20 protein-coding genes are annotated in these 24,326 nt (G+C 71.9%); 18 read left to right on the forward strand and 2 right to left on the reverse strand.

From position 1 onward, the window contains the following. The first annotated feature begins 48 nt into the window (after positions 1-48). From OG937_31215 to OG937_31280, 14 genes are all read left to right on the forward strand, one after another. Positions 49-2,016, forward strand: coding sequence for a penicillin-binding protein 2 (locus tag OG937_31215; GenBank protein ID WUD78945.1), 1,968 nt, complete (start codon positions 49-51; stop codon positions 2,014-2,016). 169 nt (positions 2,017-2,185) lie between these two features. Continuing rightward, a complete protein-coding gene (locus OG937_31220; protein ID WUD75847.1) occupies positions 2,186-3,781 on the forward strand; it encodes a UDP-N-acetylmuramoyl-L-alanyl-D-glutamate--2,6-diaminopimelate ligase in 1,596 nt (531 codons plus the stop codon). Next, positions 3,778-5,202 carry a UDP-N-acetylmuramoyl-tripeptide--D-alanyl-D-alanine ligase gene (locus tag OG937_31225; GenBank protein ID WUD75848.1) on the forward strand — a complete coding sequence of 475 codons (1,425 nt, stop codon included), beginning with the start codon at positions 3,778-3,780 and terminating at the stop codon, positions 5,200-5,202. Before OG937_31220 ends, OG937_31225 begins: the two co-directional genes overlap by 4 nt. Beyond that, a complete protein-coding gene (mraY, locus tag OG937_31230; protein ID WUD75849.1) occupies positions 5,202-6,266 on the forward strand; it encodes a phospho-N-acetylmuramoyl-pentapeptide-transferase in 1,065 nt (354 codons plus the stop codon). Before OG937_31225 ends, mraY begins: the two co-directional genes overlap by 1 nt. Positions 6,267-6,346: 80 nt before the next feature. After that, positions 6,347-7,756: a UDP-N-acetylmuramoyl-L-alanine--D-glutamate ligase gene (gene murD / locus OG937_31235; GenBank protein WUD78946.1), complete on the forward strand. Its 1,410-nt coding sequence runs from the start codon at positions 6,347-6,349 to the stop codon at positions 7,754-7,756. 40 nt (positions 7,757-7,796) lie between these two features. Further along, on the forward strand, positions 7,797-9,197 hold the full coding sequence (gene ftsW, locus OG937_31240; protein WUD75850.1) for a putative lipid II flippase FtsW: 1,401 nt from the start codon (positions 7,797-7,799) through the stop codon (positions 9,195-9,197). Positions 9,198-9,203: 6 nt separating this feature from the next. After that, positions 9,204-10,295 (forward strand): undecaprenyldiphospho-muramoylpentapeptide beta-N-acetylglucosaminyltransferase, encoded by a 1,092-nt coding sequence (gene murG / locus OG937_31245; protein WUD75851.1) that lies wholly within the window; start codon positions 9,204-9,206, stop codon positions 10,293-10,295. A 184-nt stretch (positions 10,296-10,479) separates the two neighbouring features. Next, positions 10,480-11,253, forward strand: coding sequence for an FtsQ-type POTRA domain-containing protein (locus tag OG937_31250; GenBank protein ID WUD75852.1), 774 nt, complete (start codon positions 10,480-10,482; stop codon positions 11,251-11,253). 246 nt (positions 11,254-11,499) lie between these two features. After that, complete coding sequence (gene ftsZ, locus OG937_31255; protein WUD75853.1) at positions 11,500-12,711, forward strand: cell division protein FtsZ; 1,212 nt, start codon at positions 11,500-11,502, stop codon at positions 12,709-12,711. A gap of 15 nt (positions 12,712-12,726) precedes the next feature. Further along, positions 12,727-13,467: a peptidoglycan editing factor PgeF gene (gene pgeF / locus OG937_31260; protein ID WUD78947.1), complete on the forward strand. Its 741-nt coding sequence runs from the start codon at positions 12,727-12,729 to the stop codon at positions 13,465-13,467. Then, the gene (locus OG937_31265) at positions 13,439-14,200 is read left to right on the forward strand and encodes a YggS family pyridoxal phosphate-dependent enzyme (GenBank protein ID WUD75854.1); all 762 of its coding nucleotides are present in this window, start codon (positions 13,439-13,441) and stop codon (positions 14,198-14,200) included. The genes pgeF and OG937_31265 overlap by 29 nt, the downstream gene beginning before the upstream one ends. Before the next feature lie 63 nt (positions 14,201-14,263). Next, positions 14,264-14,845, forward strand: a complete 582-nt coding sequence (sepF, locus tag OG937_31270; GenBank protein WUD75855.1) for a cell division protein SepF — start codon at positions 14,264-14,266, stop codon at positions 14,843-14,845. A gap of 62 nt (positions 14,846-14,907) precedes the next feature. Continuing rightward, positions 14,908-15,198, forward strand: a complete 291-nt coding sequence (locus tag OG937_31275) for a YggT family protein (protein WUD75856.1) — start codon at positions 14,908-14,910, stop codon at positions 15,196-15,198. A gap of 46 nt (positions 15,199-15,244) precedes the next feature. Then, positions 15,245-16,465 (forward strand): DivIVA domain-containing protein, encoded by a 1,221-nt coding sequence (locus OG937_31280; protein ID WUD75857.1) that lies wholly within the window; start codon positions 15,245-15,247, stop codon positions 16,463-16,465. A gap of 859 nt (positions 16,466-17,324) precedes the next feature. Here the strand turns inward: OG937_31280 and ileS are convergent. Together ileS and OG937_31290 are read right to left on the reverse strand one after the other, a co-directional pair. Continuing rightward, the gene (gene ileS, locus OG937_31285; protein ID WUD75858.1) at positions 17,325-20,453 is read right to left on the reverse strand and encodes an isoleucine--tRNA ligase; all 3,129 of its coding nucleotides are present in this window, start codon (positions 20,451-20,453) and stop codon (positions 17,325-17,327) included. A gap of 377 nt (positions 20,454-20,830) precedes the next feature. Beyond that, entirely contained in the window at positions 20,831-21,703 is an 873-nt protein-coding gene (locus OG937_31290) for a hypothetical protein (protein WUD75859.1), read from the reverse strand. 4 nt (positions 21,704-21,707) lie between these two features. On the opposite strand from OG937_31290, the gene OG937_31295 reads away from it, so the two are divergent. The 4 genes from OG937_31295 to OG937_31310 all read left to right on the forward strand — a co-directional run bounded on the left by OG937_31295 (position 21,708) and on the right by OG937_31310 (position 24,307). Beyond that, complete coding sequence (locus OG937_31295) at positions 21,708-22,202, forward strand: TraR/DksA family transcriptional regulator (GenBank protein ID WUD75860.1); 495 nt, start codon at positions 21,708-21,710, stop codon at positions 22,200-22,202. 120 nt (positions 22,203-22,322) lie between these two features. After that, entirely contained in the window at positions 22,323-22,883 is a 561-nt protein-coding gene (lspA, locus tag OG937_31300) for a signal peptidase II (protein WUD75861.1), read from the forward strand. 52 nt (positions 22,884-22,935) lie between these two features. Beyond that, positions 22,936-23,877, forward strand: coding sequence for an RluA family pseudouridine synthase (locus OG937_31305; GenBank protein WUD75862.1), 942 nt, complete (start codon positions 22,936-22,938; stop codon positions 23,875-23,877). Continuing rightward, positions 23,870-24,307 (forward strand): GNAT family N-acetyltransferase, encoded by a 438-nt coding sequence (locus tag OG937_31310; protein WUD75863.1) that lies wholly within the window; start codon positions 23,870-23,872, stop codon positions 24,305-24,307. The genes OG937_31305 and OG937_31310 overlap by 8 nt, the downstream gene beginning before the upstream one ends. The last annotated feature ends 19 nt before the right edge of the window (positions 24,308-24,326 follow it).

A 24,326-nucleotide genomic window follows, 5' to 3' on the forward strand; every position in this document is an offset into this window, starting at 1 on the left:
CCCCGCCGCGAGGGATCCGGCACGTCCGGCAGCGCCGGCACCTCCGGCGTGCCGCACGGACGCACTCCCGGGGCCCGCAGGCCGGCGGCCGGCGGACGCGACGCCAGGGGCGCCCGGGACCGGGCCGGCCGCGGGGCCGTACCGCCGCGGCGCAGGCCCCCGCGCCCGGTCACGCCGGCCGGTGCGCCGCTGCTGCGGCTGGGCCGGCCGCGGCCGCGCCTGCGGCTGGTCAGCTTCGCGCTGACGCTGGTGATGCTCACCTTCGTGATCCGGCTCTTCCAGGTGCAGGCCGTGGACGCCGCGACCTACGCCGCCAAGGCCGAGGTCAACCGCAACGTCAAGGTGACCCTCGCCGCCGAGCGCGGGACGATCACCGACCGCAACGGGGTCGACCTGGCCACCACCGTCGACGCGTACGACATCACGGCCGACCCGATGCTCTTCACCCCCAAGTACGCGAAGGCCAAGGACGCCCCGGCGCGCGCCGCCGAACTGCTCGCGCCGATCGTCGACGGCGACCAGAAGAAGATCGCCAAGCAGCTCGCCAACTACCCGGGGTCCCGCAACGAGATCATCGCCCGGCAGCAGTCGCCGCAGGTCTGGAACCAGATCAAGGACCTGCAGAGCGCGCTCGCCGACCGGGCCGAGAAGGGCGACGGCGTCAACTACCTCGCCGGGGTGTTCCGGCTCCGGCACGCCAAGCGCGTCTACCCCGCGAGTGACCTCGCGGCGGGCGTGATCGGCTGGGTGAACGCCGCCGGCGCGGGCGGCGGCGGCCTGGAGAGCCGCCTCGACAAGGCACTGGCGGGCAAGGACGGCACCGTCACCTACGCCCAGTCCGGCGGCCGCCGGGTGCCCACGGCCAGCGTGCAGGAGCGCGCCGCCGAGCCCGGCACCGACGTGGAGCTGACCCTGGACCGGGACATCCAGTGGGCCGCCCAGCGGGCGATCACCCAGCAGGTGAGGGCGTCCGACGCCGACCGCGGCTACGTGATCGTCCAGGACACCCGCACCGGGCAGGTGCTGGCCATGGCCAACGCCCCCGGCTTTGACCCCAACGACCTGACCCGGGCCGACCCCACCGCCCTCGGCAACGCCGCGCTGCAGGACGCGTACGAGCCCGGCAGCGTCAGCAAGCTGATGTCCATGGCCGCGGTCCTCGACGAGGGCGTGGCCACCCCGGACACCCACGTCACGGTGCCCGGCACCCTGCCGCGCGCCGACCGCGTCTTCCACGACGACGTGGACCACGGCACCTGGCACCTGACCCTGAACGGCGTGCTCGCCAAGTCCAGCAACATCGGCACGATCCTGGCCGCCGAGCAACTCGGCAAGAACCAGAAGCAGGCCAACCGCGTCCTCTACTCGTACCTGAGGAAATTCGGCATCGGGCGGCCCACGGGGGTCGGTTTCCCCGGCGAGACGCCCGGCATCCTGGCGAGGCCGGACCAGTGGAACGCGTCCCAGCAGTACACCATCCCCTTCGGGCAGGGCCTGTCGCTGAACGCGCTGCAGGCCACCTCGGTCTACTCGACGATCGCCAACGGTGGTGTACGGGTCGAGCCCAGCCTGGTGCGCGGCACGACCGGCCCGGACGGCCGCTTCGTGCCGTCCCCGCAGGCGCCGAGGACCCGGGTGGTCAGCGCGAAGACCGCCAAGACGCTCACCACCATGCTGGAGTCCGTGGTCGGCGACGAGCAGGGCACCGGCACCAAGGCCCGCATCGCGGGGTACCGCGTCGCGGGCAAGACCGGCACGGCCAACCGGGTGGACCCGGAAACGGGCACCTACAGCGGCTACACGGCCTCGTTCATGGGATTCGCCCCCGCCGACGACCCGCGGCTGACCGTGTCCTGCGTGATCCAGAACCCGACCCGCGGCAGTTATTTCGGTGGTCAGATCTGCGGCCCGGTGTTCAAGCGGGTCATGGAGTTCGCCCTGAAGTCCCTGCAGGCGGCGCCCAGCGGAACCAAGGCCCCGAACCTGCCGGTCGAGTGGGACCCCTCGAAGCCGTGACCGGCGAGCAGGGGAGGAAGGAACGGCGGCCGTGAACGGACACGACCCCACAGCGGAAGGCACGGGCGGTAGCCCCGCGCACGCGGACCGTACCGGAGGAAGCAGCAGGCCGGAAGCCCGGCGAGGGGCTTTTGGCCCGGAGCCCGGCCCGGCGGGTACTCTCACGGCCGTGTCACACGCTGATCAGTCCCCCCGCCCCGAACCGACGCAGCCGGGCGCACCCCGCCCCACCCGGGTCCGGCCCGTACCGACCGCGGAACTGGCCGCGCGGCTGGGCGCGCAACCGCCCGCGCCGAGCGCCGCCCCGGTCACCGGGATCACGCACGACTCGCGGGCCGTCCGCCCCGGCGACCTGTACGCCGCGCTGCCCGGTGCCCGCTTCCACGGTGCCGACTTCGCCCCGCAGGCGGCCGAACTGGGGGCCGCGGCGATCCTCACCGACCCGGCGGGCGCCGAGCGCGCGGCGGCGACCGGCCTGCCGGTGCTGACGGTCGAGGACCCCCGGTCGCGGATGGGGGAGCTGGCCGCCGAGATCTACGGCCGGCCAGGTGAGGACCTGCTGCAGATCGGGATCACCGGCACCTCCGGCAAGACCACCACCGCCTACCTCATCGAGGGCGGCCTGCGGGCGGTGCACGGGGGCAGGACGGGACTGATCGGCACGGTCGAGTCCCGGATCGGCGACGAGCGGATCAAGAGCGAGCGCACCACCCCCGAGGCCACGGACCTGCAGGCACTCTTCGCGGTGATGCGCGAGCGCGGGATCGAGTCCCTGGTCATGGAGGTCTCCAGCCACGCCCTGGTGCTGGGACGGGTGGACGGGGCGGTCTTCGACGTCGCCGTCTTCAACAACCTCAGCCCCGAGCACATGGAGTTCCACTCGGGCATGGAGGACTACTTCCAGGCCAAGGCGCAGTTGTTCACCCCGCGCCGCAGCAAGGCCGGCGTGGTCAACATCGACGACGAGTACGGCCGCCGCCTGGTCCGCGAGTCGCAGGTCCCGGTCACCACCTTCTCCGCCGACGGCCACCCGGACGCCGACTGGCGCGCCGAGCACGTCGTGACCGGGCCGCTGCGCTCCACCTTCACCGTCGTCGGCCCGGGCGGCGTGCGCATCGAGGCCGCCTCGCCCCTTCCCGGCCCCTTCAACGTCGCCAACGCCCTCGCCGCGATCGCGGCCCTGGCGGTGGCCGGGATCGACCCGCAGACGGCCGCCCAGGGCGTCGCCGCCGTCCCGGGCGTGCCGGGCCGGCTGGAGCGCGTCGACGCGGGCCAGCCGTACCTCGCGGTCGTCGACTACGCACACAAGACCGACGCCGTCGAATCGGTGCTGCGGGCCCTGCGCAAGGTCACCAAGGGCAACCTGCACATCGTCCTCGGCTGCGGCGGGGACCGCGACGAGACCAAACGCGGCCCGATGGGCGCCGCCGCGGCACGGCTGGCCGACACGGCCGTGCTGACCTCGGACAACCCCCGCTCCGAGGATCCGCTCGCGATCCTCACGGCGATGCTGGCCGGAGCGGCCGGGGTGCCCGCGCACGAGCGGGGCCATGTCGTCGTCGAACCCGACCGGGCGGCGGCCATCGCGACCGCCGTCGCCCTGGCCCGGCCGGACGACACCGTACTGGTGGCCGGCAAGGGCCATGAGCAGGGCCAGGACATCGCCGGAGTGGTACGCCCCTTCGACGACCGAGAAGTGCTGCGCGCGGCCATCGAACGGGCCGCCGGCACACCAGCGCAGGAGAAGGACCAGGACCAGCTGTGATCCCACTCACCCTCGCCGAGGTCGCACACGCGGTCGGCGGGAGCACGTACGACATACCGGACCCGACGGTGCCCGTCACCGGGTCCGTGGAGATCGACTCCCGCAAGGTGACGCCGGGCGGCCTCTTCGTCGCCTTCCAGGGCGAGCACGTGGACGGTCACGACTACGCGGAGCGGGCCGTCGCGGCCGGAGCGGTCGCCGTACTGGCCGCCCGGCCGGTCGGTGTGCCCGCGATCGTCGTGGACGACGTCCAGGTCGCCCTGGGCGCACTGGCCAGGCACGTCATCGAAAGGCTCGGCGCGACCCTCGTGGCGCTGACCGGATCGGCGGGCAAGACCAGCACCAAGGACCTCACCGCCCAGCTGCTGCAGCGGCTGGCGCCCACCGTGTGGCCGCCCGGCTCGCTCAACAACGAGATCGGGCTGCCGCTGACCGCGCTGCGCGCCGACGCCTCCACCCGGCACCTGGTGCTGGAGATGGGCGCCCGCGGCATCGGCCACATCCACTACCTCACCGAACTGACCCCGCCGAGGATCGGCGTGGTCCTCAACGTAGGCACCGCCCACATCGGCGAGTTCGGCGGCCGAGAGCAGATCGCCCAGGCCAAGGGCGAGCTGGTCGAGGCGCTGCCGGAGGCCGCCGACGGCGGCGTCGCCGTGCTCAATGCGGACGATCCCCTCGTACGCGCCATGTCCTCCCGCACCAAGGCGCGCGTCGTGCTGTTCGGCGAGTCCGCCGACGCCGACGTCCGCGCCGAGAACGTCCGCCTCAACGACCGAGGTCAGGCCGTCTTCACGCTCACAACGCCTACCGGGTGCAGCGAAGTGACCTTGCGCCTGTACGGTGAGCACCACGTGTCGAACGCGCTTGCCGCGGCCGCCGTAGCCCGTGAACTCGGCATGCCCGTCGACGAGATCGCCACCGCGCTCTCCGAGGCGGGGACGCTGTCCCGCTGGCGCATGGAGGTCGTCGAACGGCCGGACGGCGTGACGGTCGTGAACGACGCCTACAACGCGAACCCCGAATCCATGCGAGCCGCCCTGCGCGCGCTCGCGGCCATGGGCCGTGCCGCCGAGGCACGCGGGGGACGCACGTGGGCGGTGCTGGGCGAGATGGCGGAGCTCGGCGGGGAGGCCCTCGCGGAGCACGACGCTGTCGGACGGCTGGCCGTCCGGCTCAACGTCAGCAAGCTCGTGGCAGTCGGCGGCCAGGCGGCCGCCTGGGTGCAAATGGGCGCCTACAACGAGGGTTCGTGGGGTGAGGAGTCGGTGCACGTGTCCGACGCTGAGGCGGCGATCGACCTGTTGCGCAGTGAACTGCGTCCGGGGGACGTCGTGCTGGTGAAGGCATCGAGGGCGGTCGGCCTGGAGCGGGTCGCACTCGCGCTGCTCGACGGCGTCGAGGGCGGGGGCGCTGAGTAATGAACCAGATCCTGGTCTCGGGTGTTCTCGGTCTGTTCCTGTCCCTCATCGGCACCCCGATGCTGATCAAGCTGCTGGCCCGCAAGGGCTACGGCCAGTTCATCCGCGACGACGGGCCCAAGGAACACCACAGCAAGCGCGGTACGCCCACGATGGGCGGCATCGCCTTCATCCTGGCCACGCTCGTCGCGTACGCGCTCACCAAGGTCATCACCTCGGAGCGCCCGACGATCTCCGGCGTGCTGGTGCTCTTCCTCTTCACGGGTCTGGGCGTCGTCGGCTTCCTCGACGACTACATCAAGATCGTCAAGCAGCGCAGCCTGGGCCTGCGGGCCAAGGCGAAGATGGCGGGCCAGCTGATCGTCGGCATCACCTTCGCGGTGCTGTCGCTGCAGTTCTCCGACGCCCGCGGCGTCACCCCGGCCTCCACCCGGCTGTCCTTCACACAGGACTTCGGCTGGTCCCTCGGCCCGGTGATCTTCGTGATCTGGGCCCTGTTCATGATCCTCGCGATGTCGAACGGCGTGAACCTCACCGACGGCCTCGACGGCCTGGCCACCGGCGCCTCGGTGATGGTCTTCGCCTCCTACACCGTCATCGGCGTGTGGCAGTACGGCCAGTCCTGCTCCAACGTCATCACCGCGGGACCCGGCTGCTACGACGTACCGCATCCGCTCGACCTCGCGGTCGTCGCCGCGGCGCTGATGGGCGCCTGTTTCGGCTTCCTGTGGTGGAACACCTCGCCGGCCAAGATCTTCATGGGTGACACCGGCTCGCTCGCGCTCGGCGGCGCCCTGGCCGGTCTGGCCATCTGCTCCCGCACCGAGCTGCTGCTGGCGATCCTGGGCGGCCTCTTCGTCCTGATCACCCTCTCCGTGGTCATCCAGGTCGGCTCCTTCCGCCTGACCGGCAAGCGCGTCTTCCGCATGGCACCGCTGCAGCACCACTTCGAGCTCAAGGGCTGGAGCGAGGTCCTGGTCGTCGTCCGCTTCTGGATCATCCAGGGCATGTGCATGGCCGTCGGCCTCGGTCTCTTCTACGCGGGCTGGGTGGCCGCGCAGTGACCTCGGCCCCCGGGCAGGAGCCCGGCTCCCGTCAGGACGGACTTCCGCCGGCCGCCGTCGAGGCGGCCGGGCGGCTCGGACTGCCGGGCCGCCGGGTCACCGTCGCGGGCCTCGGCGTCTCGGGCGTGCCCGCCGCCAAGGCGCTGCACGCCCTCGGCGCCCGCGTGACGGTCGTCAACGACGGCGACGACGAGCCGGCCCGGGCCCAGGCCGCCGAGCTGGAGGCGCTGGGCGTCACCGTGCGGCTCGGGGACGGCCGGACCCTGCCCGAGGGCACCGGACTGATCGTCACCTCGCCCGGGTGGAAGCCCACCAGCCCGCTCTTCGCGGCCGCCGAGGCCGCGGGCGTGCCCGTGTGGGGCGACGTGGAGCTGGCCTGGCGGCTGCGCGGCCCCGGGGCGGCGCCCTGGCTCGCCGTCACCGGCACCAACGGCAAGACCACGACCGTGCAGATGCTCGCCTCCATCCTGAGCGCTGCGGGCCTGCGCACCGCGGCGGTCGGCAACATCGGCACGCCGATCCTGGACGTCGTCCTGTCCGGGCAGGAGTACGACGTCCTCGCCGTGGAGCTGTCCAGCTACCAGCTGCACTGGGCCCCCTCGGTGCGCCCGCACTCGGCCGCCGTCCTGAACCTCGCCCCGGACCACCTCGACTGGCACGGCTCGATGGAGGCCTACGCCGCCGACAAGGGCCGCATCTACGAGGGCAACAAGGTCGCCTGCGTCTACAACCTCGCGGACCCCGCCACCGAGGCGCTGGTGCGCGAGGCCGACGTCGAGGAGGGCTGCCGCGCGATCGGCTTCGGCCTCGGCAGCCCCCGGCCCTCGGAGTTCGGGGTCGTCGAGGGCATCCTGGTCGACCGGGCCTTCGCGCCCGAGCGGCACAAGAACGCCCAGGAGCTGGCCGAGGTCTCCGACGTGCACCCGCCGGCCCCGCACAACATCGCCAACGCCCTGGCCGCGGCCGCCCTCGCCCGCGCGTTCGGCGCCCCGCCGGCCGCCGTCCGGGACGGCCTGCGCGCCTTCCGGCCCGACGCCCACCGCATCGCCCACGTGGACCGGATCGACGACGTGGACTACGTCGACGACTCCAAGGCGACCAACACCCACGCCGCCGAGGCCTCCCTCGCGGCCTACGAGCACATCGTCTGGATCGGCGGCGGCCTCGCCAAGGGCGCCACCTTCGACGAGCTGGTCAAGGGCGCGGCCAAGCGGCTGCGCGGCGCGGTGCTGCTGGGGGCCGACCGCGCCCTCATCCGTGAAGCGCTCGCGCGACACGCCCCCGAGGTCCCGGTCGTCGACCTCGACCGCACCGACACTGGGGCGATGGCGGCGGCCGTCCACGCCGCGCGGGACCTCGCCCACCCGGGGGACACGGTGCTGCTGGCACCGGCCTGCGCCTCGATGGACATGTTCGCGGACTACAAGGCTCGCGGAAACGCCTTCGCGCAGGCCGTACGGGATCTGCGGGCGCCCGGCGCCGGGCAGTAGCCGGGGCCGCCCCGGCACGCACCGCGACCTAGGAGGGGACATGACGGCAGCCGACCACGGTGACGCCTCCGGTTCTCGTTCCCGCAACGCCCTGAAGGCGCCCGCCCGCCCCCCGCGGGCGGCGTCGTCACGGCCCGGGGCGGCCGCCTCCGGGGCGCGCACCCCCGGTGGGAAGGCGTCGCGGGGCAGCGCGCTGCGCGGCGCCAGGGTCGTCCTGGACCGCGCCATGCGGGCCTGGGACCGCCCGCTGACCGCGTACTACGTCATCCTCGGCAGCAGTCTGCTGATCACCGTGCTCGGCCTGGTGATGGTCTTCTCCGCCTCGCAGATCAAGGCGCTGGAGTACGGGCTGCCGTCCACGTACTACTTCCGCAAGCAGCTGTTCGCCGCCGTGCTCGGCACCGGCCTGCTCGTCGCGGCCTCGCGGGTTCCGGTGCGGCTGCACCGGGCGCTGTCCTACCCGCTGCTCGTCGGCTCGGTCTTCCTCATGGCCCTGGTCCAGGTGCCGGGGATAGGGCAGTCCGTCAACGGCAACCAGAACTGGCTCTACCTCGGCGGCCCGTTCCAGCTGCAGCCCAGTGAGTTCGGCAAGCTCGCGCTCGTCCTGTGGGGCGCGGACCTGCTGGCCCGCAAGGAGGACCTCAAGCTCCTCGTCCAGTGGAAGCACCTGCTGATCCCGCTGGTGCCGGTGGCCTTCCTGCTGCTCGGCCTGATCATGCTCGGCGGTGACATGGGCACCGCGATCATCCTCACCGCGATCCTGTTCGGCCTGCTGTGGATCGCCGGCGCCCCCACCCGGCTGTTCGCGGGCGTCCTGGGGGTCGCGGGGATGATCGGCTTCCTGCTGATCAAGACCAGCGGCAACCGCATGGACCGGCTGGCCTGCATCGGGGCCACCGACGTCACTCCCGGTGGCGGCTGCTGGCAGGCCGTGCACGGGATCTACGCCCTGGCCTCGGGCGGATGGTTCGGTTCCGGACTCGGCGCGAGCGTGGAAAAATGGGGTCAACTGCCCGAACCGCACACCGACTTCATCTTCGCCGTGACCGGGGAGGAACTGGGGCTGACGGGGACGCTGTCGGTGCTCGTCCTCTTCGCGGCTCTAGGCTATGCGGGTATCCGCGTGGCCGGTCGTACGGAGGAGCCCTTCGTCAGGTTTGCCGCGGGAGGCGTGACGACGTGGATCACGGCGCAGTTCGTGGTCAACATCGGTGCGGTGCTCGGCCTGCTGCCGATCGCCGGTGTCCCGCTCCCGCTGTTCTCCTACGGGGGCTCGGCCCTCCTGCCGACCATGTTCGCGATCGGGCTGCTCATCTCCTTCGCGAGGAGCGAGCCCGCCGCGCGAGCGGCACTCAACGCGCGGGGGCCCGGCTACTGGCCGGGGGCAATGACACGGACGATGAGGCGGTTCGTCAGACGGCGACCGTCCGGAGAGCGGTGAATTTCGGTGCATGTCGTACTCGCCGGTGGGGGGACCGCCGGCCACATCGAGCCCGCGCTCGCGCTCGCCGACGCCCTGCGCAGGCAGGACCCGACCGTGGGGATCACGGCACTCGGCACCGAGCGGGGTCTGGAGACCCGGCTGGTGCCGGAACGCGGCTACGATCTGGCGCTCATCCCGGCCGTCCCGCTGCCGCGCAAGCCCACCCCCGAGCTGATCACCGTCCCAGGGCGGCTGCGCGGCACCATCAAGGCCGCCGAGCAGATCCTGGAGCGGACCAAGGCCGACGCGCTCGTCGGCTTCGGCGGCTACGTCGCCCTGCCCGGCTACCTGGCCGCCAAGCGGCTCGGCGTGCCGATCGTGGTGCACGAGGCCAACGCCCGCCCGGGCCTCGCCAACAAGATCGGCTCCCGCTACACCGGCTACGTGGCCGTGAGCACCCCGGACAGCAAGCTCCGGCACTCCCGCTACGTCGGCATCCCGCTGCGCCGGTCCATCGCGACCCTCGACCGCGCCGCGGTCCGCGCGGAGGCGCGTGCCGCCTTCGGCCTCGACCAGAATCTGCCGACCCTGCTGGTCTCCGGCGGTTCCCAGGGCGCCCGGCGGCTCAACGAGGTGATCGCCTCCGTCGCCCCGCGCCTGCAGCAGTCCGGCGTCCAGATCCTGCACGCGGTCGGCCCGAAGAACGAGCTCCCGCGCGCCGACAACATGCCCGGCATGCCGCAGTACGTCCCGGTCCCCTACCTGGACCGGATGGACCTCGCCTACGCCGCCGCCGACATGATGCTCTGCCGGGCCGGCGCCATGACCGTCGCCGAGCTCTCCGCCGTGGGCCTACCGGCCGCGTACGTCCCGCTGCCGATCGGCAACGGCGAGCAGCGGCTGAACGCGCAGCCGGTCGTCAAGGCGGGCGGCGGCGTCATCGTCGACGACGCGGACCTCAGCGCGGAGTGGGTGCTCGGCAACGTGCTGCCGGTCTTGACTGATCCGCACCGTCTGTACGAAATGTCGCGCGCCGCGGCCGAGTTCGGCCGCCCGCACGCCGACGAGCTGCTCGTCGGCATGGTCTACGAGGCGATCGCCGCCCGCCGCGGCTGAACCCCGGTGCCGGCCGGGCACCTCCGGCACCCCCGGCGGGCGACGCCGGGGGTCCCCCGTGCTCCGTTGGGGTCACGGGGGAGGAGGCCCGGCCCGCCGGGCGGCGCGCGGCCGCCCGGGCACCCAGCACGACGACTAGCCTGCCCGGAAGCGCAAGGCAGTTCCGACGACCCCGGAGGCGAACGTGGCCGTACCGACGACCGTCGAGGCGGCCGGCGAGCAGGACGGCGGGACCGAGCGCCCGCCGCGGCGGAGCCGGCGCCTCATCGTCCTGACGGCGCTCGCCGCGGCCACCGTGCTGGGCGGCACGGGTACCTGGCTGTTGTACGGCTCCGCCTGGCTGCGCGCGACGCAGGTCCGCGTGACGGGCACGGAGGTGCTCTACCCCGACGAGGTGCGCGACGCCGCGCAGGTGCCCCTCGACGGGCCGCTGGTTTCCGTGGACACGGACGTGATCGCCCGCCGGCTGAAGGCGCGGCTGCCGCGCATCTCCGCCGTGGAAGTGGAGCGTTCGTGGCCGCACGCGATCACGCTGAAAGTGACGGAGCGAACTCCCGCCGCCCTTGTGAAAGGTGACGGGTACTTCGTCGAAGTCGACGCGGACGGCTTCCGGTTCGACGAGCGGGACACTCCTCTCAAGGGTGTCCCCATCATCGAATTGAGGCCTGACCGCGACTCCGCGAGCTATCGTCTTTTTGGGACAAAACGACTATTGGCGGCGGCGGTTCAGGTCGCGGCGGACCTGCCGAAGGCCGCATACCGGGACGCACAGCTCATCGATGTGCGCTCATATGACGACATTACGGTCGAACTGACCGGTGGGCGTGCGGTGATGTGGGGGAGCGCGGATCGAGGGGCGGAGAAAGCGGTTGCCCTCACGGCGCTGATGAAAGTCGAGCACGATGCCGAGTTCTTCGACGTGAGCGCCCCAACATCCCCTGCTGCGTCGGACGGTTGACGTCCCAGCCTTCTGTTCGACACCCTGGTTGGTCCGGCTCTGGCGTGATCACATAGGGTCAAAAGAAAAGCGGGAGGTTCGGCGTGTTCGTTGAACGCGAACCGCTTGTCGATTTAGTGTCCTGTCCCAAAGGCAGTGCGGGACAGACATACTGGTAACCCTAAACCTCAGGGTTAGGGTTCGGATCGGCCGGCCTTCCCGACGGTCCCCACAGGTATACGTAACTCGAGGCGAGAGGCCTTCGACGTGGCAGCACCGCAGAACTACCTCGCAGTCATCAAGGTCGTCGGCATCGGCGGCGGTGGCGTGAACGCCATCAACAGGATGATCGAGGTCGGTCTCAAGGGCGTCGAGTTCATCGCGATCAACACCGATGCACAGGCCCTGCTGATGAGCGACGCCGACGTCAAGCTGGACGTCGGCCGTGAACTCACGCGTGGACTCGGCGCCGGGGCCAACCCGGACGTCGGCCGGAAGGCCGCCGAGGACCACCGCGAGGAGATCGAAGAGGTGCTCAAGGGCGCCGACATGGTCTTCGTCACCGCGGGCGAGGGCGGCGGCACCGGTACCGGCGGCGCGCCCGTCGTGGCCAACATCGCCCGCACGCTGGGCGCCCTCACCATCGGTGTGGTCACCCGGCCGTTCACCTTCGAGGGACGCCGCCGGGCCAACCAGGCCGAGGACGGCATCGCCGGGCTGCGCGACGAGGTCGACACCCTCATCGTGATCCCGAACGACCGGCTGCTGTCCATCTCGGACCGCCAGGTGAGCGTGCTGGACGCCTTCCGCTCCGCGGACCAGGTGCTGCTCTCCGGTGTCCAGGGCATCACCGACCTGATCACCACCCCCGGTCTGATCAACCTCGACTTCGCCGACGTGAAGTCCGTGATGTCCGAGGCGGGTTCGGCCCTCATGGGCATCGGCTCGGCCCGCGGGGACGACCGCGCGGTCGCCGCGGCGGAGATGGCCATCTCCTCGCCGCTGCTGGAGGCGTCCATCGACGGCGCCCGGGGCGTACTGCTCTCCATCTCCGGTGGCTCCGACCTCGGCCTGTTCGAGATCAACGAGTCGGCCCAGCTGGTCAGCGAGGCCGCCCACCCCGAGGCCAACATCATCTTCGGTGCGGTCATCGACGACGCCCTGGGCGACGAGGTCCGGGTCACCGTCATCGCGGCCGGCTTCGACGGCGGGCAGCCGCCGACCCGCAACCGCGACAAGGTGCTCGGCTCGTACTCCTCCCGCGAGGAGAACTCCCCGTCGTCGCCGGCCCGTCCGGCCGCCGAGCCGGCCCGCCCGGCCTTCAGCGGCCTGGGCAGCGTCACCCAGCGTGAGGAGGGGCCGAAGCCGGAGCCGGTGGCCGAGGTGCCCGCCCAGCCGATCGCCCCGCAGGTTCCCCCGGCGCGTCCGTACCAGGACACCGCCGCCGAGGAACTCGACGTACCCGACTTCCTGAAGTAAGCACAGTCACACGTGATAACGCTCAACCACGCACGTCCGGGCGGCGCCCACTTCGCCTTCACCGACAGGTGGGGCGGGGTGAGCGCCGCTCCGTACGACAGCCTCAACCTCGGCGGCGCGGTCGGTGACGACCCGGCCGCCGTCCGTTCCAACCGTGACCTCGCCGCACGCGGGCTGGGCCTCGACCCCGCCCGGGTGGTGTGGATGAACCAGGTGCACGGCAACGACGTCGCCATGGTCGCCGCCCCCTGGGCCGACGGCCGGGTCCCGGAGGTGGACGCCGTCGTCACCACCCGGCCCGGACTCGCCCTCGCGGTCCTGACCGCCGACTGCGTCCCGGTCCTGATGGCCGACGCGCACGCCGGAGTGGTGGCCGCGGCCCATGCCGGCCGCCCGGGTCTGCTGGCCGGGGTCGTCCCGGCGGCGGTCGAGGCCATGGTCGGCCTCGGCGCCCGCGCGGAACGGATCACCGCGATGACCGGCCCCTCGGTCTGCGGCGCCTGCTACGAGGTGCCCGAGGCGATGCGCGACGAGGTCGCCGCCGCCGTCCCCGAGGCCCGGGCCACCACCAGCTGGGGCACCCCCTCCCTGGACATCGCCACCGGAGTGCACGCCCAACTTGCCCGACTGGGTGTCCCGATGGGGGAGAAATCCCATATTTGTACGATGGAGTCCGGCGACCACTTCTCGTACCGCCGTGAGCGGACCACCGGACGACTCGCGGGATATGTCTGGCTGGACGGCCCGAGTGACTGACCGTACGCAAGAGCGAAGGGCCGAGCTGGCCGGGAACCTGGCAGCGGTCGAGGAGCGCATCGCGGCGGCCTGCGCGGCGGCCGGCCGGGCGCGGGACGAGGTGACCTTGATCGTGGTCACCAAGACCTACCCGGCGAGCGACGTGCGGATCCTGTCGGAACTCGGCGTCCGCCAGGTCGCTGAGAACCGCGACCAGGACGCCGCCCCCAAGGCGGATGCCTGTGCGGACCTGCCGCTGACCTGGCACTTCGTGGGCCAGCTGCAGACGAACAAGGTGCGCTCGGTGGTCCGCTACGCGGACGTCGTGCACTCGGTCGACCGCCTCCGGCTGGTCGACGCGCTCTCCGCGGCCGTCATGAAGTCCGAGCGGGCCGACCGTGAACTCGGCTGCCTGGTCCAGGTCGCGCTCGACGCCGAGGCCGGGGCGCAGGGCGCCCGCGGCGGAATCGCACCCGATGCCGTCGAAGGGATCGCCGAAACCGTCGCGGCCACCCCCGGGCTGCGCCTTGACGGACTGATGACGGTCGCACCGCTGGCGGGCCCGTACGCGGGTCAACCCCGCGCCGCCTTCGATCGGCTGGCGGAAATCGCATCCTGCCTGCGCGCGTCGCATCCGGCTGCAAACATGGTCTCGGCAGGGATGAGCGCGGACCTCGAAGAGGCCATCGCCGCCGGTGCGACACACGTACGCATCGGTAGCGCGGTACTCGGAGTCCGGACCGGGCTCGGGTAACGTCACCAAACAAGTCGGACCACACAAAAAATATGGTCTTTCCCCGCTGAGAGGACGCAGAGCATGGCCGGCGCGATGCGCAAGATGGCGGTCTACCTCGGCCTCGTGGAGGACGACGGGTACGACGGCCCGGGCTTCGACCCCGACGACGAGTTCGAACCGGAACCCGAGCCGGAGCGCTCCCGCCGACCGCACCAGTCCCATCAGCCACCACATCAGACACAACCGGAGGAACCGGCACGCATCGTGCATGCCCCGGCCCCCCGGGAACCACGGATCGCCGCAGTGGCATCCATCACACAAGAACGCCATAGCCTGGAGAAGAACGCGCCGGTGATCATGCCTAAGGTCGTGTCGGAACGAGAGCCGTACCGGATCACGACACTCCACCCCCGGACGTACAACGAAGCCCGTACGATCGGGGAACACTTCCGCGAGGGCACGCCGGTGATCATGAATCTGACGGAGATGGACGACACGGACGCGAAGCGACTTGTCGACTTTGCCGCCGGGCTGGTCTTCGGGCTGCACGGCAGCATCGAGCGGGTGACGCAGAAGGTGTTTCTGCTGTCGCCTGCTAACGTCGATGTCACGGCGGAGGACAAGGCCCGCATCGCCGAGGGCGGGTTCTTCAATCAGAGCTGAGATACGCAACCGTACGAAACCGGCCGTGAGGGCCATGGACGAGCAAGGGAGAGGGAAGCGCGATGGACATCGCACTCCAGGTGCTGTGGATCGCGCTGATGTGTTTCCTGCTCGTCCTGATCTTCCGGTTGGTGATGGACTATGTTTTCCAGTTCGCTCGATCGTGGCAGCCTGGGAAGCCCATGGTGGTCGTCCTGGAGGCCACCTACACTGTCACCGATCCGCCACTCAAGCTTCTGCGGCGGTTCATCCCGCCGCTGCGTCTCGGGGGCGTGGCGCTCGACCTGTCCTTCTTCGTATTGATGATCATCGTGTACATCCTGCTCACCGTCGTAGGGGGCTTGCGAGGATGACCGATGCGGGCTCCCGATATGTCGACGATCACGTTGAGGTGAAGAGATGCCACTGACCCCCGAGGATGTGCGGAACAAGCAGTTCACGACCGTCCGCCTCCGAGAAGGCTATGACGAGGACGAGGTGGACGCCTTCCTCGACGAGGTCGAGTCGGAACTGACGCGTCTGCTCCGTGAGAACGAGGACCTGCGCGCCAAGCTGGCCGCGGCGACCCGTGCCGCCGCCCAGAACCAGCAGCAGGGCATGCGCAAGCCCGAGCCGCAGGACGGCCGCGGTCCCGGGGCCCCCGTGCCCGCCGCCATATCCGGACCGCAGCCGGTACCGCCCCAGCAGATGGGCGGCCCCGGTCCCCAGGGACCCGGCAGTGGCCTCGCCCTGCCCGCCGGGCCCAGCGCACAGCAGGGCCCCGGTCCGATGGGCCAGGGTCCGATGCAGGGCGGTCCCATGGGTCCCGGCCCGATGGGTCAGGGTCCTATGGGTCAGGGCCACATGGGCCAAGGCCCGATGGGTCAGGGTCCGATGGGCCAGGGCCCGATGCAGGGCGGTCCCATGGGTCCCGGCCCGATGGGCCAGCACGGCCAGCACCCCATGGGTGGTCCCGGTCACCCGATGCAGCAGCAGGGCCCCGGTGGCGACAGCGCCGCCCGTGTGCTCTCGCTCGCCCAGCAGACGGCCGACCAGGCGATCGCCGAGGCGCGCGCCGAGGCGAACAAGATCGTCGGCGAGGCCCGCAGCCGCGCCGAGGGCCTCGAGCGCGACGCCCGGGCCAAGGCCGACGCCCTTGAGCGGGACGCGCAGGAGAAGCACCGCGTGGCCATGGGCTCCCTGGAGTCCGCCCGCGCCACGCTGGAGCGGAAGGTCGAGGACCTGCGCGGCTTCGAGCGCGAGTACCGCACGCGCCTGAAGTCGTACCTGGAGAGCCAGCTGCGTCAGCTGGAGAACCAGGCCGACGATTCGCTCGCCCCGCCGCGCACCCCCGCGGCCGCGTCCCTGTCCTCCGGTTCCGGAGGCATGGGCGGCACGATGGGCGGCGGCACCATGGGCGGCATGGCCACGGCCGGTGCCGGCACCATGGGCGGCGGCCAGGGCTACGGCGGGCAGGGCATGGGCGGCGTCGGCGGGCAGAACCCGACGTACGGCGGCCAGCAGCAGATGTCTCCCGCCATGACGCAGCCGATGGCACCGGTGCGGCCGCAGGGGCCGGCGCCGCTGCAGCAGGCGCCGACGCCGATGCGTGGGTTCCTGATTGACGAGGACGACAACTAGTCGCCTGCGGCTTGCGTGACAGGGCCGGGCCCCCAGGGAATCGCTTCCCTCGGGGGCCCGGCCCTTTGGCGTGCCTCTTGCGGCCCGGTGGTTGTGTGCGGGTCCGTTGCGCCTGCGGGCGGCTGCGCCGGGCTGCCCGGTTGTTGTGTGCGGGTTGTTTGCGCCTGCGGCGGGCATCCCCCGCCCTCCCTCCCTCCCCCAGCCTTCGGCCGGGGGGACCCCCATCCGGCGCGGTTGGTGCGGGCCTGCGCGCGTGCGTGGTGGGCCGGGGGCGGGGCCTGCGGGGCTGGGCATTCTGGACCGCATATTTATGTGCATGGCGGGCGGTCCAGGTCCTTGCTGTCTGTGCCGCACAACAAATACACGTCAGCGTCCAGAACGCCCTCCCTCCCCCAGCCTTCGGCCGGGGGTGCCCCCACATCCCCCGCCCCCTCCGTATCGAGCGGCGGCCAACGGCCGGTGGGGGGTGAGGAGCCGGTCCGGGGTTGCCGCAGGTGCCTTACTCACCCCCACCGGCCGTCAGTTGCCCCAACTCGCGGGAGGGGGTGTGGCGGGGTGTGCCCATGGGGGTCCCCCCGGCCGAAGGCTGGGGGAGACGAGCGGGGGACCCGGTGCCGAATACTGCGGGGGTAAACCGCGAGCGCTGTGGGGGTCCCCCCGGCCGAAGGCTGGGGGAGTGCGCCGGCGCGGCCCCGACCCCACACCAACGGAGCGCAGGCCCGCACCGACCGCGCCGGGCAATCGGGCGGGAGGGTGGGTGGACGCCCGCCGCAAGCGCAAACGGCCCGCGGACGACGACGCCCTCCGCCCACAGGGAACGTGGGCGGAGGGCGGCGTGTGGGGTGCGGCCCCGCGGGGGTTACCGCTTGCGGAGGTGGAAGGTGAGGCCGAGGGCCTCGTCGGTGAAGGCGGGGCCGTAGCCCTCCTCCGGGGCGCCGGAGGCGAAGTCCGTCGCGAGGACCTCGTCCGCTACGAGCCGCGCGTGCTCGGCGAGGGCCTCCGCCAGTTCCGCGTCCGCCGCGGCCCAGCGCAGCGCGATGCGGTCCGCGACGTCCAGGCCGCTGTTCTTGCGGGCCTCCTGGACGAGCCGGATGACGTCACGGGCCAGGCCCGCGCGGCGCAGCTCCGGGGTGATCTCGAGGTCGAGCGCCACGGTCGCGCCGGAGTCGGACGCGACGGACCAGCCCTCCCGCGGGGTCTCCGTGATGATCACTTCCTCCGGCGACAGGGCGACCGGCTCGCCGTCCACGAGGACCGACGCGTCGCCCTCGCGCAGCGCCAGCGACAGCGCCGCCGCGTCGCACTCGGCGATGGCCTTGGCGACGGCCTGGACGCCCTTGCCGAAGCGCCTGCCGAGGGCGCGGAAGTTGGCCTTGGCCGTGGTGTCGACCAGGGAGCCGCCGACCTCGCTCAGGGACGCCAGGGAGGCGACGTTGAGCTCCTCGGCGATCTGCGCCCGCAGCTCCTCGCCCAGTGCCTCGAAGCCCGAGGCGGCCACCAGGGCCCGCGAGAGGGGCTGGCGGGTCTTGACCCCGGACTCGGCACGCGTGGCGCGGCCCAGCTCCACCAGGCGGCGTACGAGGGCCATCTGGTCGGACAGGACGGGGTCGACCAGCGCCTCGTCCACCGTGGGCCAGCCGGCCAGGTGCACCGACCCGGGGGCGCCCGGGGTGACCGGGACGACCAGGTCCTGCCAGACGCGCTCGGTGATGAACGGCACCAGCGGCGCCATCAGCCGGGTCACCGTCTCGACGACGTCGTGCAGGGTGCGCAGCGCCGCCTTGTCGCCCTGCCAGAAGCGGCGCCGCGAGCGGCGCACGTACCAGTTGGACAGGTCGTCGACGAAGGACGAGAGCAGCTTGCCCGCGCGCTGGGTGTCGTACGACTCCAGGGCGTCGGTGACGTCCCGCACGAGCGCGCCCAGCTCGCCCAGCAGCCAGCGGTCCAGCAGCGGGCGGTCGGCCGGGGCCGGGTCGGCCTCGCCCGGGGCCCAGTCGGAGGTGCGGGCGTACAGGGCCTGGAAGGCGACCGTGTTCCAGTACGTCAGGAGGGTCTTGCGGACGACCTCCTGGATCGTGCCGTGGCCGACCCGGCGGGCCGCCCAGGGCGAGCCGCCGGCCGCCATGAACCAGCGCACGGCGTCGGCGCCGTGCTGGTCCATGAGCGGGATGGGCTGCAGGATGTTGCCCAGGTGCTTGGACATCTTCCGGCCGTCCTCGGCGAGGATGTGGCCCAGGCAGACCACGTTCTCGTAGGCGTTCCGGTCGAAGACCAGGGTGCCGACCGCCATCAGCGTGTAGAACCAGCCGCGGGTCTGGTCGATCGCCTCGGAGATGAACTGCGCCGGGTAGGTGCCCTCGAAGAGCTCCTTGTTCCGGTACGGGTAGCCCCACTGCGCGAACGGCATGGAACCCGAGTCGTACCAGGCGTCGATGACCTCGGGCACGCGCACGGCCTCGGCGGAGCACTGCGGGCACGCGAAGGTGACGTCGTCGATGAAGGGCCGGTGCGGGTCGAGGCCGGTCTGGTCGGTGCCGGTCAGCTCCGACAGCTCGGACAGCGAGCCGACGCAGGTGAGGTGGCCCTCCTCGCAGCGCCAGATGGGCAGCGGCGTGCCCCAGTAGCGGTTGCGGGACAGCGCCCAGTCGATGTTGTTGTTGAGCCAGTCGCCGAAGCGGCCGTGCTTGACCGCCTCCGGGTACCAGTTGGTGCGCTCGTTCTCGCGGAGCAGGGCGTCCTTGACCGCGGTCGTGCGGATGTACCAGGACGGCTGCGCGTAGTAGAGCAGCGCGGTGTGGCAGCGCCAGCAGTGCGGGTAGCTGTGCTCGTACGGCAGGTGCCGGAAGAGCAGCCCGCGCGCCTGCAGGTCGTCGACGAGGGCCTCGTCGGCCTTCTTGAAGAACTGGCCGCCGACGAGCCCCAGGTCCTCCTCGAAGGTGCCGTCGGGGCGCACCGGGTTGACCACGGGCAGGCCGTAGGCGCGGCAGGTCTTGAGGTCGTCCTCACCGAAGGCGGGCGCCTGGTGGACCAGGCCGGTGCCGTCCTCGGTCGTCACGTACTCGGCGTTGACGACGAAGTGCGCGCCCTCCATCTCCACCAGGTCGAAGGGCCGGTCGTACGTCCAGCGCTCCATCTCGCGGCCGGTGAAGCTCTGCCCGGTGGCCTCCCAGCCCTCGCCGAGCGCCTTGCCGAGCAGCGGCTCGGCGACGACCAGCTTCTCCCGGCCGTCGGTGGCGACGACGTAGGTGACGTCGGGGTGGGCGGCGACCGCGGTGTTGGAGACCAGCGTCCAGGGGGTGGTCGTCCACACCAGGAGCGCGGCCTCGCCCGCGAGCGGGCCGGAGGTGAGCGGGAAGCGCACGTAGACCGAGGGGTCGACCACGGTCTCGTAGCCCTGCGCCAGCTCGTGGTCGGACAGGCCCGTGCCGCAGCGCGGGCACCAGGGCGCGACGCGGTGGTCCTGGACCAGCAGGCCCTTGTCGAAGATCTGCTTCAGCGACCACCAGACGGACTCGATGTACTCCGGGTCCATCGTCCGGTAGGCGTCGTCGAGGTCCACCCAGTACCCCATGCGGGTGGTCAGCTCGGCGAAGGCGTCGGTGTGCCGGGTCACGGACTCGCGGCACTTGGCGTTGAACTCGGCGATGCCGTACGCCTCGATGTCCTTCTTGCCGGAGAAGCCCAGCTCCTTCTCGACGGCGAGCTCGACCGGCAGGCCGTGGCAGTCCCAGCCGGCCTTGCGGGTCACGTGGTGGCCCTGCATCGTCTTGAAGCGCGGGAAGACGTCCTTGAAGACGCGGGCCTCGATGTGGTGCGCGCCGGGCATGCCGTTGGCGGTGGGCGGGCCTTCGTAGAAGACCCATTCCGGCTTGCCCTCGGTCTGCTCCAGGGAGCGGGCGAAGACCTTGTTCTCCTGCCAGAACGCGAGCACCTCGTGCTCGAGCGCGGGCAGGTCGACCTGGGCGGGGACCTGGCGGTACTGCGTCATCGGATTCTGCCTCCGGCGGACACGTCGCGTGCGTATTCCGTCGGAGGGACGAGAGCACGTGCTGTGACTGCTCCCGCGGTACCACCCTCCTTGGCTGCGGACGGGCCCTCGCGGGCTCGCTCCGCAACCCCCTCATTGGGGTCGCGCTACCGGGTCTACTCGCCCTCGCGGGCTTTCTTCCGGCGGCTCCGGGGTGATCTTCACGTCGCGCACACCCCCGGGCTTCCACCGTCCCCGGGTCGCTATGGGCTGCGTACGGCGCTACTCGTCCCCTTCCACGCCTTTCGCTCCGCCCAGTGTAAGGGGCCGCGGGGTGCCGTGTCGGCCGGGTTTCCGCGGGGAGCCGGTGTGACCCGAATGGCCCGGTCCGCACCCTGTTACCCGTTGGTACCGGAATACCTCGTGGAGAGCTGGGCACAACGGATGCAGACCTGCCTCCCGACCCGGCACGGCAGGCGGATCAGGCGGCGTGCCCCGTTGCCGCGGGTCCGGAGTCGATTTATCGTTCCGGCACGATTCGCGAGCAAGATCACAATATGTGAAGGGGCCTCGGCCATGGTGGGGAAGAAGACCACCGTCACGAAGAAGACGACGGCGAAGAAGACGGCACCGGCGGCCGCCTCCGCGGCCCGCAGGAGCGCCGCGCCCACCGCGCGGAAGGCGGCGGCCAAGCGCCCGGCCAGGGCCGCGTCCCCCGCTCGCAGCGACACCGCCACGGCCGGCGAAGGAGCGGCCGAGGGGAAGCGGACCCCCGCGAAGCGGGCGGTCCCCCGTACGTCCGCGCCGCCGGAGAAGGCGGCGCCGGCCACCAGGACGACCGCGAAGAAGGCCGCGGCCGGGAAGAAGGCGCCCGCGAAGAAGGCTGTCGTACGCAAGGCGGCACCCGCCGCGAAGAAGGCCGCGGCGCCCGCCGCGGGGAAGACCGCGGCCAAGGCCGCAGGAAAGAAGGCGGCCGTGGCGGAGGAGACGACCAAGGCGGCGTCCACACGGAAGACCGCGGGACGTACCGCGAGGAAGACCGCGCCTCCCGCCAAGAAGGCGGTCACGGCGGCGGAGAAGCCCGCGAAGGCGCCGGCCGCGGCGAAGAAGGCCGCGCCCGCGGGGAAGGCCGCGAAGACGTCCAAGACCGCCAAGACCGCCGGTACGGCCGCGACGGCCGCACCCGCGAGGACCGCGAAGACCGGCACGACCCCCGCCCGAGCGGCGGCGAAGACCACGAGGGCCACGAAGGCCACGAAGACGGGAGCCAAGACGGTGGCAGCGAAGAAGACGGCGGCCGGTAGGGCCGCGGCAGGGGCGTCCGCCTCCGCGGTCCCCACGGCCCGCATCGCCGAGGCGACGGGCGTCGTCGCCGCGGGCGACCTGGCCGTACGGCCCGACGAGGAGCCGTGGTCCGAGGAGGAGGTGGACGCGGCACGCGCCGAGCTGCTGGCCGAGATGGACCGGCTGCGGTCCGAGATCTCCACCTCCGAGGACGCCATCACCGGGCTGCTGCGCGACTCGGGCGACGGGGCCGGCGACGACCAGGCCGACACCGGCACCAAGAACATCACGCGCGAGCACGAGATGGCGCTGACCGCCAACGCCCGCGAGATGCTCGCGCAGACCGAGCACGCGCTGGAGCGGCTGGACTCCGGCACGTACGGGCTCTGCGAGTCCTGCGGCAAGCCGATCGGCAAGGCGCGGATGCAGGCCTTCCCCCGTGCGACGCTCTGCGTGGACTGCAAGCAGCGCCAGGAGCGCCACTGACCGCGGACACCGGGGAATCGCGGGGCCCGAACGCCCGCAGCCCCGCTGTTCGGACGTATGTGCCGTAACCTCGTCTGCGTCAGGATCCGGACTGGCGCAGATCAGGGCTGAAGGACTCACATGGCGAAGGCACAGGAGACCGCGGCGGACACGGCCGAGGAGCCGACCGGCGGTACGGACGAGGTCACCGGCAAGGGGCCGCGGCGGATCGCCGTGCTGCTCGGCGTCGCGGCGCTCGCGTACGTCCTCGACCTCCTCTCCAAGATCTGGGTGGTGACCAGCCTCGAGGGGCACGAGCCCATCGACGTGTTCGGCAGCTACCTGCGCCTGGAGGCGGTGCGCAACGCCGGCGCGGCCTTCGGCTTCGGCCAGGGCATGACCATCGTCTTCACGGTGATCGCGGTCACGGTGATCGTGGTGATCGCCAGGATCGCCCGCAAGCTGCACAGCGTGCCGTGGGCGATCGCGCTGGGGCTGCTGCTCGGGGGTGCCTTCGGCAACCTCACGGACCGGGTGTTCCGCGCGCCGGGCTTCCTGCAGGGGCATGTGGTCGACTTCATCGCGCCGACCCACTTCGCGGTCTTCAACCTGGCCGACTCGGCGATCGTCTGCGGCGGCATCCTGATCGTCCTGCTGTCCTTCCGCGGTCTCGACCCGGACGGAACCGTCCACAAGGACTGAGCCGGGATCGGGGCGGCGGAGGACGCGCCGCGGATCCGGCATACTCGATCAGGTGAGTATGCCTGCCGAAGTTCGATCCCTCCCCGTCCCCGATGGCCTCGAGGGCGAGCGCGTCGACGCCGCCATCGCCCGCATGTTCGGTTTCTCGCGGACCAAGGCGGCCGAGCTGGCCGCCGCCGGGAAGGTGACGATCGACGGCAGCGCCGCCGCCAAGTCCGACCGGGTGTCGGGCGGTGCCTGGCTCGAGGTCGAGATGCCCGCCCCGCCGCGCCCGGTGGAGGTCGTCGCCGAGCCGGTGCCCGGCATGCGTATCGTCCACGACGACGAGCACGTGGTCGTGATCGACAAGCCCGTGGGCGTGGCCGCACACCCCAGCCCCGGCTGGACCGGCACCACGGTCATCGGCGGCCTGGCCGCCGCCGGCTACCGGATCTCCACCTCCGGCGCCGCCGAGCGCCAGGGCATCGTCCACCGGCTCGACGTCGGTACCTCGGGGCTGATGGCCGTCGCCAAGTCGGAGATCGCGTACAGCGACCTCAAGCAGCAGTTCCGGGAGCGCACCGTCGACAAGCGCTACCACGCGCTGGTCCAGGGCCATCCGGACCCGCTCAGCGGCACCATCGACGCGCCGATCGGCCGCCACCCGAACCACGACTACAAGTGGGCCGTGACCGCCGACGGCAAGCCCAGCGTGACGCACTACGACCTCGTCGAGGCGTTCCGCGCGGCCTCCCTGCTCGACATCAAGCTGGAGACCGGCCGCACCCACCAGATCCGGGTCCACATGGCCGCCCACCGCCACCCCTGCGTCGGCGACCTGACCTACGGGGCCGACCCCACCCTCGCCAAACGGCTGAAGCTCACCCGCCAGTGGCTGCACGCCGTCCGCCTGGGCTTCTCCCACCCCGAGGACGGCCGCTGGGTGGAGTTCGAGAGCTCCTACCCCGACGACCTGCAGTACGCCCTGGACGCCGTGCGAGCCGACAGTGCCTGAGACCTACGAGGTCCGGGTCGCCGCCGACCCGGACGACCTGAAGGCGTACTACGCGGTGCGGCACGAGGTCTTCGTCGTCGAGCAGAAGGTCCCCGCCGAGCTGGAGTACGACGCCCACGACGCCGACGCCGTGCACGTCCTGGCCACCGGCCCCGGGGGCGGCCTCGGCGCGGGCCGGCTGCTCCTCGGGGAGGACGGCACCGGCATCCTCGGCCGGCTCGCCGTGACCGGCGCGTCCCGCGGGCTGGGCATCGGCGTGGCCCTGGTGCGCGCCATCGAGGACGAGGCCCGGCGGCACGGCCTGTCCGCCGTCGAGCTGCACGCCCAGTCCCACGCCGTCGGCTTCTACGAGCGCCTGGGCTACACGTCCTTCGGCGAGGAGTACGAGGAGGCGGGCATCCCGCACCTCTCGATGAGGCGCGTGCTCTGACCGGGGCGGAGGCGGCCGA

The organism is Streptomyces sp. NBC_00510 (genome assembly GCA_036013505.1).
Classification (GTDB): domain Bacteria; phylum Actinomycetota; class Actinomycetes; order Streptomycetales; family Streptomycetaceae; genus Actinacidiphila.